A 13,934-nucleotide genomic window follows, 5' to 3' on the forward strand; every position below is an offset into this window, starting at 1 on the left:
CCGGCGCGCTCCGGAGCGCGTTCCGTCGCGCCCGGGGGCGCGGAAATCAGCCGCTCGGCGGCCCCCGGAGGTGCAGCGGGCGGGGGCAGGGAGATCAGCCGTTCGGTAGCGCCCGGGCGCGTGGAAGCGAGCCACTCCGCGGCGGCGGCTCGCGGAGCGGCGGCCCGCTCCGCACCGCTCGGAGGCGCGGGAGCCGCCCACGGCGCACCCGCCGAAGGCCCAGACCCCGGCCGCGGCGCCCCCGGAGACACCGAGCCCGGGTGCGGCCCAGCCGCCGAAGCCCCGCTCGGCCGCGGGCCGGCCGCGGGTGGCGCGGTATTGGGTCGCGGCCCGGACGCCGGAGGCCCGCTCGGGCTCGGCTGGGACGCCGTAAGCGCGCTCGGGCGCGGCCCAGCCGCAGGAGAAGCGCTCGGGCGCGGCCCAGCCGCAGGAGGCCCGGAAGTGGGTCGCGGGCCGACCGCCGGAGGCGCAGACGTCGGGCGCGGCCCGGACGCCGGAGGCCCGCTCGGGTGTGGGCCGGCCGCGGGGGCCGGGTGGGGCTGGTGCGGCGGCGGGGTGGAGGTGGGAGGCTCAGGTGTGAATCGCGGCTCAGCGGCCGGGGGCGCGGGGGCCGGGCGCGGAGCGGTGGACGGCGGCCCGGAGGTGGGCCGGGCCGCGCCGGGCGCCGGACGGCTGCGATCAGCGGCGGAGGGCACGTCGGCGGGGTCGGCCGGCGCGTAGCGCGGGGCGGTGGCTCCGTGGCGGCCCGGGCCGCTGGGCACGTCGTCGTCGACCGGACGTCCCTGCTCGGCCTGGACGACCATGCTGGGCGGCGTCGCGGGGATGCCGCCGCCGGTGATCTCGGCGACCCACTCGGGCGCGAGCCGCCCGGCCCCGACCAGCACGGCCGGGCCCTCGAGCAGCGTCGTCGCGGTGGTCACGGTGACCGAGACCCGCCCACCGGGCACGTCGACCGCCACCCGGCCGGTGGACCGGCCCGCCGACCGCAGCGCGACCGCGGCGACCGCGCACGCGCCGGTGCCGCAGGACCGGGTCTCCCCCGAGCCACGCTCGTACACGCGCATCCGCACGGCCAGGTCGTACCCCTCCGGCGCCGGGACGCCCGGCGTTGCCCGCGGGTCTCCGGCCAGCACGTTCACGACCTCGACGTTGACGCCGGTCGGAAACGACTCGTGGTCGAACTCGGGTGCGGACGACAGGTCGATGTCGGCCACCGGCAACACCGTGCCGCACACCAGGTGCGGGTTGCCCATCGAGACCGCGATCCCGGCGAGCGGGCGCCCGCCGACCTCGACGACGGCCTCGGTGCCGAACACCGCGGGCCCCATGTCGACCGTGATGTCGCTGTGCTCGTCGGGCACCACGACGAGCTTCGTGCCCGCCCGGGTCGCGATCCGCATCGTCCCCGGCCGGGCGAGCCCGGCTTCGACCAGGTACCGGGCGAACACCCGGCTGCCGTTGCCGCACATCTCGGCGATCGAACCGTCGCCGTTGCGGTAGTCCATGAACCACTCGCCGTCGAGCCCCAGCCCGTCGGGAATCCGGCTCGTCCGGACGACGCGCAGCAGCCCGTCGGCCCCGATCCCGGCCCGGCGGTCGCAGAGTGCGCGCACCAGCTGGGGCGAGATGTCCAGGAGACCGTCCGGATCGGGCACGATCACGAAGTCGTTCTCCGTGCCGTGGCCCTTGGCGAACGGCACGGGCCCGTGGTGGGTGCGTCCGGATCGGGGTGGAGAGTCGCTCACACCACTAGATCCTACGAGGGCTGTCCCGCTATTCCCCGTGGTTCCGTAGTGAGTGAATGTGACTCCCGTGGCACGAGAGCGATCGCCTCGTCCCGTACGCGCGTTTCGTCGCTCGCGTCGAGCCACCGTACGCGCTCGTCACGGCGGAACCAGGACCGCTGGCGCCGGACGAATCGGCGCGTGGCGGCCTGCGTCGCCGTGATCGCCCCGGTTTCATCCAGGTCGCCGTCCAGCATCCGGAGCACCTGGGCGTATCCGAGCGCGCGGGACGCCGTCCGGCCCTCGCGCAGCCCCTCGGCCTCCAGCGCGCGGACCTCGTCGACCAGCCCCGCCGCCCACATCACGTCGACGCGCTGTTCCACCCGGGCGTCGAGTTGGTATACCGGACGGTCCAGGCCGATCCGGACGGCGTCGTAGTACGGCTCGGGTTCACGTGGTAGCTCGGCGGTGAACGAACCGGTCAGCGCGATCACTTCCAGCGCGCGGACGATCCGCCGCGAGTTGCTGGGCAGGATCGCGGCCGCGGCCGCCGGGTCGGCGTCGGTCAGCCGGGCGTACAGGGGCGCCGGACCGCTCGCCGCGAGCTCGGCCTCCAGCGCGGCCCGCACGTCGGGGTCGGTGCCGGGGAACTCCATCCGGTCCAGCACCGCGTCGACGTAGAGGCCGGAGCCGCCGACCAGGATCGGCACCCGCCCGGCGGCGCGCAGGCCGTCGATCAGCGGGCGGGCCCGGCGCTGGTACTCCGCGACCGAGGCCGTTTCGGTGACCGGCCAGAGGTCGAGCAGGTGGTGCGGGACGCCCTCGCGCTCGGCGGGCGTCAGCTTGGCCGTGCCGATGTCCATGCCCCGGTAGAGCTGCATCGAGTCGGCGTTGATCACCTCGCCACCGAGCGCCTGGGCGAGGGCGACGCCGAGGCCGGACTTCCCGGTGGCGGTGGGCCCGACGACGGCCAGCACCGGCGGGCCGCCCGGCGCGCCCCCCACACCCGAGGGCGACGCATCCGAGGGCGACGCATCCGAGGGCGACGCGACCTGGGGATTCACGTGGGCGACCAGAACGCGACCAGGTAGCCGACGCCGTAGGGGGCGTCGGCGGAGCGCAGTTCGCCTTTCCAGTCACGCCCGTCGGCCTCGACCGCACCGGCCAGGATCTGCCAGGGTGCCCGGCCGGGCGCGAGCAGGTCGTGGGCGAGGTCCGGGTCGAGCGCGGCCAGCGCGGCGGTGTCGACCGAGGCCAGCGCCTCAGCGGCGGCGGCGTCGAACGGCAGCGCCCGCGGGTCGAGCGAGCCCGGGGCCTTCTCGTCGCGGCTGGCCGAACCGTCGCCCATCACCAGCAGCACGGTCGGGGCCGGGAACGCCGCCAGCCGGGAACCCAGGTCGGCGCACTCGGCCGGAGTCGCGTGCTGGGTCACTACCCGGGCGCGCACCGGCCCGTCGTGACCGGCCTCGCGCAGGAGCCAGATCCCGATCGTGACCGAGAGCGGCAGCGTCGGAACGGCGGCCGGGGCCTCGCCGGTCACCCGGGCGAGTCCCAGCGTCAGATCGGCGCCGTACCCGGCGAGCGAGCCGACCGCGTCCGGTGCCGCGCTGCCCGGCGTCGGGCCGGTGCCCACCACCACGACGTCCAGATCGGTACCGGCGGACCGGCCCGCGGCGAGGAGGTCGCGAACGGCGCCCAGGCAGGTTGCTCGCAGCTCGGCGGCGGCCGTGGCGGCGTCCGCCGCCGGTCCGGTCGGCGGACCGCCGGACGCGCCGGTGAGCGCGGGGACGAGCAGGGGCGGATGCGGACAGACCGCGGCGGCGAGCAACACCCCGGAAGGGTAACCGTCGTCCGAGTGGGGGCGTCCAGGCGCGGGAGCGCAGTGAGGCGGGAACCCGACACAACGTGAAATGCCCAGTTCGCACGCGGGTCAGGGAGCGATTAGGCAACGGATGCCCGCATCGGTGCGGAGTAGTTCGCCAGAACCTGTGACAATGCTCGTCAGGCAGCCCGGGACCCGGCCGGTGACCGTATACCGACGGCACTGACCGGATCACTAGGGTGGCGCACCAGATGCGGTGGTGAATATACCTGCCACCGGAACGGGAACGAGGATGGTCATGGACACTTCCGGCAGCGACAGCACCGCGGCAACACCGCCTGCGGCGACGCCTGGGGAGTCGGCGCCTCCCGAGGCCCCCGCTGTGGATGAGGCTCGTGCCGCCGAGGGCCCGGACGCAACCCCGGCCGCCGACCCCGCGGCGGCTCCGACCGCCGACGCGGCTGCGGAGCCGACGCCGGTCCCGGTCCCCGCCGCCGAAACGACCCCCGCCCCGGTCCTCGTCGTGTCCGCAGCCCCCGAGGCCACCGCCCCCGTGGCCGCCGCCCCCGTGGCCGCAGCTGCCGGAGAAACGGCCCCCACCGCCGACGCGGCCTCACCCTCTGACGCAGCACCCGCCGCAGACGCGAGCCCCACCGCGGTGCCCTCGCACGCCGCGGCCGCTGCGGACGCCGGCCCGGCCGCAGCGGACGAGGTGCCCGCCGCAGCGGACGAGGTGCCCGCCGCAGCGGACGTGGTGCCCGCCGCGGTGGCGGATGCACCGGCCGAGGACGCGCCGGTTCCGGCGCCTCCGGTCGCGGTGCCGTCGCCGGCACAGGTCGCCGCCGTCGCGCACCACGTCCCGACCCCGCCGCCCGCTCCGGTTCCGAGCCCGCCCGCCGCGGAGCCCGCCGCCGCCACCCCGGCCGCTGCCGCCAACGCCGCCGACGCCGCCAAACCGGCCAGCGCCCCGGCCACCGTGGACGCGCCCGCCGCGGGGAGCGTGCTCGAGCAGATCGAGCCCGGCGAGGGCGCCACCGCCGTCGAATTTGGCTGGATCGACGCCGAGGGCACCGTGTACGTCAAGACCTCCGGCGGCGCCCGCTCCGTCGGCTCCTGGCAGGCCGGCACCCCCGACGAGGGCATCCAGCACTACCAGCGCCGCTACGACGACCTGGTCACCGAGGTCGAACTCCTCGAAGCCCGCCTCTCCGGCGGCATGAGCGACGCGTCCCACACCAAGTCGTCCGCCGCCCGCCTCCGCGAGTCGCTCGCGTCGGCCGCGGTCATCGGCGACCTCGACGCGCTCGCCGCCCGCCTCAACACGCTGATCGACGCGTCCGCCGCCAAGGCCGACGAGCAGAAGGTCGCCAAGGCCCGCGCCCGCGAGGAGGCCACCGCCCGCAAGCAGACGCTGGTGGCCGAGGCCGAAGACATCGCGAACAACTCCAACCAGTGGAAGGTCGCCGGCGACCGCCTGCGCGACATCCTCACCGAGTGGAAGACGATCCGCGGCGTCGACCGCAAGACCGACACCGAGCTCTGGCGTCGCTACGCCGCGGCCCGCGACGGGTTCAGCCGCCGCCGCGGTAGCCACTTCGCCGGGCTCGACCAGCAGCGCAAGCAGGTCCAGGGCATCAAGGAGCAGCTGGTCACCGAAGCCGAGGAGCTGGCCGAGTCGACCGACTGGCAGTCGACCGCGAACCGGCTCAAGCAGCTCATGTCGGACTGGAAAGCCGCCGGCCGCGCCCCCCGGGACGCCGAGGAGCAGCTCTGGAAGCGGTTCCGGGCCGCTCAGGACACGTTCTTCGCGCGCCGCTCGGCCACGTTCTCCGAGCGTGACGCCGAGCTCAAGGGCAACCAGACGGCGAAAGAGGCGTTGCTGGCCGAGGCCGAACGCATCGACCCGGGCACCGATCTCAGGTCCGCCCAGGCCGCCATGCGTGACGTCCAGGCGCGCTGGGACGACATCGGCCGGGTGCCGCGGGAGGCGGTCGCGCACCTCGACCGGCGGCTGCGTGCGGTCGAGGAGCGGGTCCGGGTCGCCGCCGACGCCGAGTGGCGCCGCGGCAGCGTCGAGAGCAACCCGCTGCTCGCCCAGATGCGGGAGCAGGTCGCCAAGGCCGAGAAGCAGCTCGAGCGGGCCAAGACGCAGGGTGACCAGCGCCGGATCGCCGAGGCACAGAAGGCCCTGGACTCCAAGCGTCAGTTCCTCAACCTCGCCGAGCAAACCGGCTGATGCCCGCAATGACCCGGCGTCGGCGCTGGGTCCTGCTGGTCACCGTGGTGGCACTCGCCATCGCGGCGGTCGGGCTGGTCGCTTTACGTGGCTGCCGTGCGCCGGTGTGTGATTCGGTCGCCTATCCCGCGGGCGGGATCGTGATCAGCACCGGCGGCGTCGGCGGCGTCTACGAGGCGTACGGCCTGGTGCTGCAGGAGATCCTCGAGGGCGAGATGCCCGGGCTGAAGGTGTCGGTCGAGAACAGCAGCGGCTCGGTCGACAACCTGTCCAAGATGGCGAACGGCCGCGCCGACCTCGCGTTCATCTCCGCCGACACCGCGTTCCGGGTCCCGGCGCTCGAGGAGCAGGCGGGCTCGCCCGGGCGGATCCGCGCGATCGCCCGGGTGTACGACGAGTACGTCCAGGTCTTCGTGCGCAGCGACTCGACGATCCGGTCGCTGTCGGACCTGCGCGGTAAGCGGGTGTCGGTCGGCTCGAACGGCTCGTCGGTGGAGATCACCGCGAAGCGCCTGCTGGCCGCCGCGAACATGAACGACGAGACCGACATCCGGCGGCGCGGGTACGGCGTCAGCCAGTCCGCGAAACTGCTCGCCAGCGGCGACCTGGACGCGTTCGTCTGGGTCGGTGGCCTCCCGACGGCCGCCGTCGCCGCGCTGGCCAGCACGGTACCGGTCCGGCTGCTGCCGCTCGACCGGTACGTGGACACGCTGCACCGTCAGTACGGCTCGTTCTACCAGTCGGCGACGGTGCCGGCCGGCACGTACACCGGTGTGCCCGACACCCGTACCGCGGCGGTGCCGAGCTACCTGCTCGCGAGCACGAAGCTGAGCGAGGATCTCGTCTTCCGGCTGACCGGCGCGCTGTTCGCCCACCGGACCCGGATCGCCGAGGTGGTGCCCAGCGGCCGGGTGCTCGACGTGCGGTCGGCGATCAGCACCGCGTCGATTCCGTTGCACCCGGGTGCGATGCGTTACTACCGCTCGGTCAAACCCTGAATGCTCGGCTCCGGGGCTCCGTCCTTGGACGACTGCGGCTCTTCCGGCGGCGGTGTCGGCGCCACCGCCGGTGCGGGCAGCACGCAGGTGACCGCCAGCCCGCCCTGCGGCCCCGTCGTCACCTCCAGACGCGCCCCGAACGTCTGGAGCAGCGACGTGACGATCGACAGTCCGAGCCCGGTGCCGGGCACGTTGGCATGCGAAGGGCTGCGCCAGAACCGCCCGGCGACCTTGTCGAGCTCGGTCATCGGCAGCCCGTCGCCGTCGTCGGAGATCGTCAGCCGGACGACGCCCGGCGACCCGGCCCCGGCGCGCACCGCGGCCACGATCACCCCGTCGTCACCCGCGTAGCGGCTCGCGTTGTCGAGCAGCTCGTCGAGGGCCCGGCTGAGCGACTCCGGATCGACCACCGCATCCGCCGACGCCACCCCGGACCGGACCAGCAGCTGTCCGCGCAGATCGGCCCGGACCCGCCAGGCCGACAGCCGCTCGTCGAGCACGCGGCCCACGTCCACTCGCCGCACCGCACCGAGGTGCCGCTCGGCCCGGGCCAGCGCGAGCAATTCCTCCAGCACCCGCTGCAGCCGCTGGCCTTCGCGGACGGCCTCGTCGTACTCGGCCTTCGCCGGGTTCGGCATCGTCCCGGCGTGCTCGTCGGCCACCACGTCGGCGAGGTTCCCGACCCGCAGCAGCAGCGCGGTCAGCGGGTTGCGCATCTGGTGCGACGCCTCGGCGACGAACGCCCGCTGCTGGTCGAGCGCGCCGCTGACGGTCGCGGCCATCTCGTTGAACGACCGCGCCAGGCGTCTCAGTTCGGGTGGACCGGTCGCGTCCGGCGCTCTCGACTCCAGGTCGCCGGAGATGATCGCGTGCGCGGCCGCGTCCAGGTTCTTCACCGGGCGCAGGATCCAGGTCGCGAGCGCGTCCGCGACCGCGACGAACAGCGCGATCGCGCCCAGGCTCAACGCGGCCAGCACCAGCCAGACCGTCCCGACCCGGGTGCGCAGCTCGCCGGTCGGCGACACCGTCACGACCACCCCGGCGACCCCGGCGCCCTCCCCGGCCAGGAACGGCACCGCCACGACCAGCGGATGGTGCTGCCAAGGCCAGATCGCCATCTCCTCGGTGCTGCGCCCGGACAGCGCGGTGTCGATCCGATCGCTCACCGTCGCGTCGTCGATGTCGACGGCCGCGGAGCTGACCAGTACCTGGCGGTGGGCGTCGAGCACGACCGTCGGGATGCCGTAGACCTGGTAGTAACGGTCGATCTCGTCGCGCAGCCCGGAGAGCTCCGAGCTGCCGGCCCCGTCGCGCAGCAGCAGCGCGAACCGGTTCGTGTCCTGCAGCCGGTCGATGTACACCTGGCGCTGCGCGTTCGTCGCGTAGTTGGTCGCCAGCGGCGTCAGCAGCGAGACGACGACCAGCGCGATCAGCGTCAGGAGCAGGGCGAACAGCCGGGCGCGCACGGCGTCATCCGGCCGGGAAGCGGTAGCCGACGCCGCGGACGGTCTCGATCACGCCGGCCACGCCGAGCTTCGCCCGGACCGCGGCCACGTGCACCTCGAGCGTCCGCTGGTTGCCGACCCAGGCCGAATCCCACACCTCGGCCAGGATCCGCGACCGCGTGAACACGATCCCGGGCTGCCGCGCCAGCATCGCCAGCAGGTTGAACTCCTTGCGCGTCAGCGCGACCGGTTCCCCGTCGACGGTCACTTCCCACCGTTCGACATCGATGCGGACGCCACCCGGGCCGGCGATTCCGCCGTCGGCCCGGGGTTCGGGCACCGAGCCGTCCGGTCCCTCAGCCGGCGACACCGGAGAGACCGGCGCCGGGCGGGCGGCCCGGCGGGTCACGGCGTGGATCCGGGCGACCAGCTCGCGGGGGTCGAACGGCTTCGTGACGTAGTCGTCGGCGCCGACGTGCAGACCGTGCAGCCGGGTGGCCATGTCGGTGCGCGCGGTCACCATGATCACCGGCACGTCGCACAGCTCGCGGATCCGTTTGCACAGCGCCAGCCCGTCGAGGTCGGGTAACCCCAGGTCGAGCAGGATGACGTCGTGACCGGCACCGGTGCGTAACCGTTCCAGTGCCCGCTGTGCGGTGCCGACGCGGTCGACGTCCATACGTTGGCGGGTGAGGTTGACCGACAGCGCGCCGGCCACCCGGTCGTCGTCCTCGACCAGAAGGACGCGCATCGCTACGCGCCGCAGGCGGGTGCGGCGGCCGCCACCACCGGCGGGCCCAGGGTGGGCATCCCGAGACCGACACCGTTGGTCTTCGGCCGGCGGCCGGCCTCGGCGTTGTCACCGGCGCGGGTGCGGCGGTGTTCGCGGATCGGGGCGTCGGCGACGAGGTGGTGCGGCGCCGCGTAGGTGACGGTCGTCGTGACGACGTCTCCGGGGCGGATCACCGACGGGTCACCGGCGAAGTGCACCAGCCGCCCGTCGCGGGCCCGGCCGCTCATCCGCCCGGTGCCCGAGTCCTTGCGGCCCTCACCGGTCGCGACCAGCAGTTCGACCTCCCGGCCGACGACCGTCTTGTTCTCGTTCCAGGAGATGTCTTCCTGGAGCGCGATCAGCCGCTCGTACCGCTCCTGCACGACCGTCTTGGGCAGCTGGTCGGGCATCGTCGCGGCCGGGGTGCCCGGACGCGGCGAGTACTGGAACGTGAACGCCTGCGAGAACCGGGCGGTGGCCACCACGTCGAGCGTCGCGCGGAAGTCGTCCTCGGTCTCGCCCGGGAAGCCGACGATGATGTCGGTCGTGATCGCCGCCTCCGGCATCGCGGCGCGCACCCGGTCGAGGATGCCCAGGTACTTGTCGGAGCGGTAGGACCGGCGCATCGCCTTGAGCATCGCGTCCGACCCGGATTGCAGTGGCATGTGCAGCTGGTGGCAGACGTTCGGCGTCTCGGCCATCGCGGCGATGACGTCGTCGGTGAAGTCCCGCGGATGCGGGGACGTGAATCGGACGCGTTCGAGACCGTCGATCTCGCCGCAGGCGCGGAGCAGGTTCGCGAACGCGGAGCGGTCGCCGAACTCGGCGCCGTAGGAGTTCACGTTCTGGCCGAGCAGCGTCACCTCGAGTACGCCCTCGCCGACCAGCGCGCGAACCTCGTCGAGGACGTCGGCCGGCGGGCGGTCGGTCTCCTTGCCGCGCAGCGACGGCACGATGCAGAACGTGCACGTGTTGTTGCAACCGACCGAGATCGAGACCCAGCCGGAATACGCCGAATCGCGCCGGGCCGGCAGAGCCGACGGGAACGTCTCCAGCGCTTCCTTGATCTCGACCTGGGCCGTCTGGTTGTGCCGGGCCCGCTCGAGCAGCACCGGCAGCGAACCGATGTTGTGGGTGCCGAACACGACGTCGACCCAGGGCGCCTTCTCGACGATCGTCCCGCGGTCTTTCTGCGCGAGACAGCCGCCGACCGCGATCTGCATGCCGTCGTGGCGGCGCTTGACCGACGCGAGGTGGCCGAGGTTGCCGTACAGCTTGTTGTCCGCGTTCTCGCGCACGGCACACGTGTTCAGCACGACGACGTCCGGATCGGTACCGGCCTCGGCGGGCCGGTAGCCGGACGCCTCCAGCAGACCGGACAGGCGCTCGGAGTCGTGCACGTTCATCTGGCAGCCGAAGGTGCGCACCGAGTAGGTACGCGCTGCCTGTTCGACGGGGGTGCTCATAACAGCTCACAGCCTACGGGTATGTCGGCGCTCGTTACTTGTCCGTGATCGCTCGGCATCGGAACTACCGGGAATCGCTCGATAGTGTTCGGGACTACCACAGGCCGCACTTGTCCCGACCGAGGAGCCCGATGCCGGATCAGCCGACCGACACCCCGCTCGTTGCAGTCGAGGGCGTGAACAAGTTCTTCGGCGACTTGCACGTCCTGCGCGACATCAACCTGAACATCGGCCGGGGCGAGGTCGTGGTGGTCGTCGGGCCGTCCGGGTCCGGGAAATCGACGCTCTGCCGGACGATCAACCGGCTCGAGCCGATCGAGGACGGCGAGATCCGGATCGACGGCGTGCCGCTGCCCGCGGAGGGCAAGGCGCTGGCGCGGCTGCGTTCGGACGTCGGCATGGTGTTCCAGTCGTTCAATCTCTTCGCGCACAAGACGATCGTCCAGAACGTCACGCTCGGGCCGACGAAGGTGCGCAAAGAGTCTCCGGACGCCGCGCGGAAACACGCGTTGGAACTGTTGGAGCGCGTCGGCATCGCCAGTCAGGCCGACAAGTACCCCGCGCAGCTGTCCGGCGGGCAGCAGCAGCGGGTCGCGATCGCCCGGGCGCTCGCGATGCGTCCGAAGGTGATGCTCTTCGACGAGCCGACCTCGGCGCTCGACCCGGAAATGGTGAACGAGGTCCTCGACGTCATGACGTCGCTGGCCCGGGACGGCATGACGATGGTCGTCGTCACGCACGAGATGGGCTTCGCCCGTCGTGCGGCCGACCGGGTGGTGTTCATGGCCGACGGGCAGATCGTCGAGGCCGCGGACCCGGACACGTTCTTCACCAAGCCGACGTCCGATCGGGCCAAGGACTTCCTCTCGAAGATCCTGACGCACTGATTGTTCTGACCTGCACCCTGTCCGACCCGCCGACCCCATCCGACGGATCCCCAGGAGAAAACCCATGAAACTCCGGCTCTTCGCCGTACTGGCGATTACCGGTGCACTTGCACTGACCGGCTGTGGCAAGGAAGGCGACAGCGGCTCGGACGAGCCCTCGTCGTCGGTGGAGAGCGCGGTCGCGGTCTCCGGCTCGAAGACGTTCGACGCGATCAAGAGCCGCGGCTCGGTGATCATCGGCGTCAAGGAAGACCAGCCGAACCTCGGCTACAAGGACCCGACGACCAACAAGTACTCGGGTTTCGACATCTCGATCGCGAAGATGATCGCCGCCAAGCTCGGTTACAGCGAAGACAAGATCCAGTTCAAGGCGATCCCGTCGGCGAACCGCGAGCAGGCGATCGTCAACGGTGACATCGACTACTACGTCGGTACGTACTCGATCACCGACAAGCGCAAGGCGCAGATCTCGTTCGCCGGTCCGTACTACCTGGCCGGTCAGGACCTGCTGGTCCGCTCGGACGACTCGACGATCACCGGTCCGGACGCCCTGAAGGGCAAGACGGTCTGCTCGGCCACCGGTTCGACCTCGATCCAGCGGATCAAGGACGAGCACAAGGACGCGAAGACGGTCGAGTTCGAGAAGTACTCGCAGTGCGTCGACGGTCTGATCAACAAGCAGGTCGACGCGGTGACCACGGACGACGCGATCCTCAAGGGTTACGCCGCCCAGCAGCCCGACAAGCTGAAGGTCGTCGGCAAGCCGTTCTCCGAGGAGAAGTACGGCGTCGGTCTGAACAAGGACGACAGCGCGCTGCGCGGCAAGATCAACGACATCATCGAGGCGTCCGAGAAGGACGGCGAGTGGCAGAGCATCTACGACGCCACTCTCGGTAAGTCGGGATCCAAGTCGACGCCGCCGGCGCTCGAGCGGTACTGACGGTCGTTGTTCGTGGGGCCGCCCTTCCCCGGGGCGGCCCCCGCCGCATGTGAACCGGGAGCCCGATGAGTGACTTCGTGCCTACGCTGACCGACAACTGGTCGCTGTTCGGCAAGGCATTCTGGAACACGATCGTGCTGTTCGTCCTGTCCGGGCTGATGGCGTTGATCGTCGGCACGGTGCTCGGAGCGTTCCGGGTCTCGCCGGTGCCCGCACTGCGGTGGTTCGGTGCCGGGTACGTGAACCTGGTGCGCAACACCCCGCTGACGCTGGTGTTCTTCTTCGTCGCGTTCGGGTTCCCCTACCTCGAGATCAACTTCTCGTTCACGGTCTTCGCGGTGATCGCCCTCACCGCGTACACGTCGGCGTTCATCTGCGAGGCGGTTCGCGCGGGCATCAACACGGTGCCGGCCGGGCAGGCCGAGGCGGCCCGGGCGGTCGGGCTGACGTTCACCCAGACGCTGCGCTACGTGATCCTGCCGCAGGCGTTCCGGGCGGTCGTTCCCCCGCTGGCCAGCATCCTGATCGCGCTGCTGAAGAACACGACGATCGCGGCCGGGTTCAGCGTCGCCGAGGCCGGTTCGATCCGGGCCAACCTCTCCGAGCTGGGCTATCCGGCGCTGGGCGGCCTGCTCTGGGTCGTCGTCGGGTTCCTGATCCTGGTGCTGCCGCTCTCCGCCGCGCAGCGCAACCTCGAGCGTCGCTGGAGCGTGGCCCGATGACTGTTGCTGTCCGCCGTCGGCGCACGAAGACCCCGACCACCGCTGTCCTGTTCGACATTCCGGGGCCGGCCGCTCAGCGGCGGAACCTGCTGATCGGGGTCGTCGGCTCGGCCGTGATCCTCGCGCTGCTCGCGTACGTGCTCTACCGCTTCAACGAGACCGGGCAGTTCTCGGCCAAGAAGTGGGAGATCTTCGAGTACAAGCAGCCGCAGATCACGATCCTCAACGGTTTCCTGAACACGCTGAAAGCAGCCGGGATCGCCGCGGTGCTCGCCCTGGCGCTGGGTATCGGGCTGGCGGCGGCTCGTCTGTCGGACCACCGCTGGCTCAGCCTGCCGTCGTTCTGGGTCGTCGAGTTCTTCCGGGCCGTCCCGCTGGTGCTGCTGATGTTCCTGTTCTACTACGGGACGCCGTCGCTGGGCTTGAAGGTCTCGCCGCTCTGGGCCGTGGTGCTGGGCCTGACGCTCTACAACGGCTCGGTGTTCGCGGAGTTGTTCCGGGCGGGCGTCGCGTCCGTTCCGCGCGGGCAGTCGGAGGCCGCGTACGCGCTCGGCCTGCGGAAGACCCAGGTCATGATGTCGGTGCTGATCCCGCAGGCGGTGCGGGCGATGCTGCCGGCGATCATCAGCCAGCTCGTCGTGCTGCTGAAGGACACCGCGCTCGGGTTCCTGGTCACCTACGACGAACTGCTCAAGCAGCTCAAGCAGCTGGCGACCGCGCCCCAGTTCGAGTATCCGCTGATCCCGCTGGTGATCGTGGGTGGCGCGATCTACGTGACGACGTGCCTGCTGCTGTCGTGGTTCGCCACGTGGCTGGAGCGCCGCATGGGACGGGCCCGTACGTCCGCTCCCCCGATGGCCCCGGTGCAGGACATCGGCGCCGGCCCCGGTGCGCTTTAGCGGGTCGGCGGGGTTCCGCGGGG

Annotated in this window: 11 protein-coding genes and 1 pseudogene; 6 read left to right on the forward strand and 6 right to left on the reverse strand. The window is 72.0% G+C overall.

Annotation, left to right across the window (positions count from 1 at the left end; genetic code table 11):
- Positions 1 to 854 precede the first annotated feature (854 nt).
- The 3 genes and pseudogenes from dapF to ACIBZJ_RS24600 all read right to left on the reverse strand — a co-directional run.
- Positions 855 to 1,700, reverse strand: a pseudogene (gene dapF / locus ACIBZJ_RS24590) (diaminopimelate epimerase); the annotation flags it as partial.
- Positions 1,701 to 1,756: 56 nt separating this feature from the next.
- Positions 1,757 to 2,728, reverse strand: coding sequence for a tRNA (adenosine(37)-N6)-dimethylallyltransferase MiaA (gene miaA / locus ACIBZJ_RS24595; RefSeq protein ID WP_395934077.1), 972 nt, complete (start codon positions 2,726 to 2,728; stop codon positions 1,757 to 1,759).
- Between the two features lie 56 nt (positions 2,729 to 2,784).
- On the reverse strand, positions 2,785 to 3,555 hold the full coding sequence (locus tag ACIBZJ_RS24600) for a hypothetical protein (protein ID WP_395933357.1): 771 nt from the start codon (positions 3,553 to 3,555) through the stop codon (positions 2,785 to 2,787).
- Positions 3,556 to 4,558: 1,003 nt separating this feature from the next.
- On the opposite strand from ACIBZJ_RS24600, the gene ACIBZJ_RS24605 reads away from it, so the two are divergent.
- Together ACIBZJ_RS24605 and ACIBZJ_RS24610 are read left to right on the forward strand one after the other, a co-directional pair.
- Positions 4,559 to 5,782, forward strand: a complete 1,224-nt coding sequence (locus ACIBZJ_RS24605) for a DUF349 domain-containing protein (protein WP_395934079.1) — start codon at positions 4,559 to 4,561, stop codon at positions 5,780 to 5,782.
- 8 nt (positions 5,783 to 5,790) lie between these two features.
- Positions 5,791 to 6,780 carry a TAXI family TRAP transporter solute-binding subunit gene (locus ACIBZJ_RS24610; RefSeq protein ID WP_395933359.1) on the forward strand — a complete coding sequence of 330 codons (990 nt, stop codon included), beginning with the start codon at positions 5,791 to 5,793 and terminating at the stop codon, positions 6,778 to 6,780.
- On the opposite strand, the gene ACIBZJ_RS24615 is transcribed toward ACIBZJ_RS24610, so the two are convergent.
- From ACIBZJ_RS24615 to miaB, 3 genes are read right to left on the reverse strand one after another with little or no spacing between them, the layout of a single operon-like run.
- The gene (locus ACIBZJ_RS24615; protein WP_395933361.1) at positions 6,759 to 8,246 is read right to left on the reverse strand and encodes an ATP-binding protein; all 1,488 of its coding nucleotides are present in this window, start codon (positions 8,244 to 8,246) and stop codon (positions 6,759 to 6,761) included. The two genes, ACIBZJ_RS24610 and ACIBZJ_RS24615, sit on opposite strands and share 22 nt — an antisense overlap.
- Before the next feature lie 4 nt (positions 8,247 to 8,250).
- A complete protein-coding gene (locus ACIBZJ_RS24620; protein WP_395933363.1) occupies positions 8,251 to 8,976 on the reverse strand; it encodes a response regulator transcription factor in 726 nt (241 codons plus the stop codon).
- Between the two features lie 2 nt (positions 8,977 to 8,978).
- Complete coding sequence (miaB, locus tag ACIBZJ_RS24625) at positions 8,979 to 10,463, reverse strand: tRNA (N6-isopentenyl adenosine(37)-C2)-methylthiotransferase MiaB (RefSeq protein ID WP_395933365.1); 1,485 nt, start codon at positions 10,461 to 10,463, stop codon at positions 8,979 to 8,981.
- Positions 10,464 to 10,594: 131 nt separating this feature from the next.
- Here miaB and ACIBZJ_RS24630 point away from each other — a divergent pair, with 131 nt between their 5' ends.
- The 4 genes from ACIBZJ_RS24630 to ACIBZJ_RS24645 all read left to right on the forward strand — a co-directional run bounded on the left by ACIBZJ_RS24630 (position 10,595) and on the right by ACIBZJ_RS24645 (position 13,911).
- Positions 10,595 to 11,350 (forward strand): amino acid ABC transporter ATP-binding protein, encoded by a 756-nt coding sequence (locus ACIBZJ_RS24630; RefSeq protein WP_395933367.1) that lies wholly within the window; start codon positions 10,595 to 10,597, stop codon positions 11,348 to 11,350.
- A 64-nt stretch (positions 11,351 to 11,414) separates the two neighbouring features.
- Positions 11,415 to 12,290 (forward strand): glutamate ABC transporter substrate-binding protein, encoded by an 876-nt coding sequence (locus ACIBZJ_RS24635; protein WP_395933369.1) that lies wholly within the window; start codon positions 11,415 to 11,417, stop codon positions 12,288 to 12,290.
- A gap of 77 nt (positions 12,291 to 12,367) precedes the next feature.
- Positions 12,368 to 13,012, forward strand: a complete 645-nt coding sequence (locus tag ACIBZJ_RS24640; RefSeq protein ID WP_395934081.1) for an amino acid ABC transporter permease — start codon at positions 12,368 to 12,370, stop codon at positions 13,010 to 13,012.
- Entirely contained in the window at positions 13,009 to 13,911 is a 903-nt protein-coding gene (locus ACIBZJ_RS24645) for an amino acid ABC transporter permease (protein ID WP_395933371.1), read from the forward strand. The genes ACIBZJ_RS24640 and ACIBZJ_RS24645 overlap by 4 nt, the downstream gene beginning before the upstream one ends.
- Positions 13,912 to 13,934: the final 23 nt, after the last annotated feature.

The organism is Cryptosporangium sp. NPDC051539 (assembly GCF_044454545.1).
Lineage (GTDB): Bacteria > Actinomycetota > Actinomycetes > Mycobacteriales > Cryptosporangiaceae > Cryptosporangium.

Excerpts from the sequence above, each read along its gene's own strand:
- miaB (WP_395933365.1), bottom strand. The coding sequence starts at position 10,463 with ATGAGCACCCCCGTCGAACAGGCAGCGCGTACCTACTCGGTGCGCACC.
- ACIBZJ_RS24635 (WP_395933369.1), top strand. The coding sequence starts at position 11,415 with ATGAAACTCCGGCTCTTCGCCGTACTGGCGATTACCGGTGCACTTGCA.
- ACIBZJ_RS24630 (WP_395933367.1), top strand. The coding sequence starts at position 10,595 with ATGCCGGATCAGCCGACCGACACCCCGCTCGTTGCAGTCGAGGGCGTG.
- ACIBZJ_RS24645 (WP_395933371.1), top strand. The coding sequence starts at position 13,009 with ATGACTGTTGCTGTCCGCCGTCGGCGCACGAAGACCCCGACCACCGCT.
- ACIBZJ_RS24620 (WP_395933363.1), bottom strand. The coding sequence starts at position 8,976 with ATGCGCGTCCTTCTGGTCGAGGACGACGACCGGGTGGCCGGCGCGCTG.
- ACIBZJ_RS24610 (WP_395933359.1), top strand. The coding sequence starts at position 5,791 with ATGACCCGGCGTCGGCGCTGGGTCCTGCTGGTCACCGTGGTGGCACTC.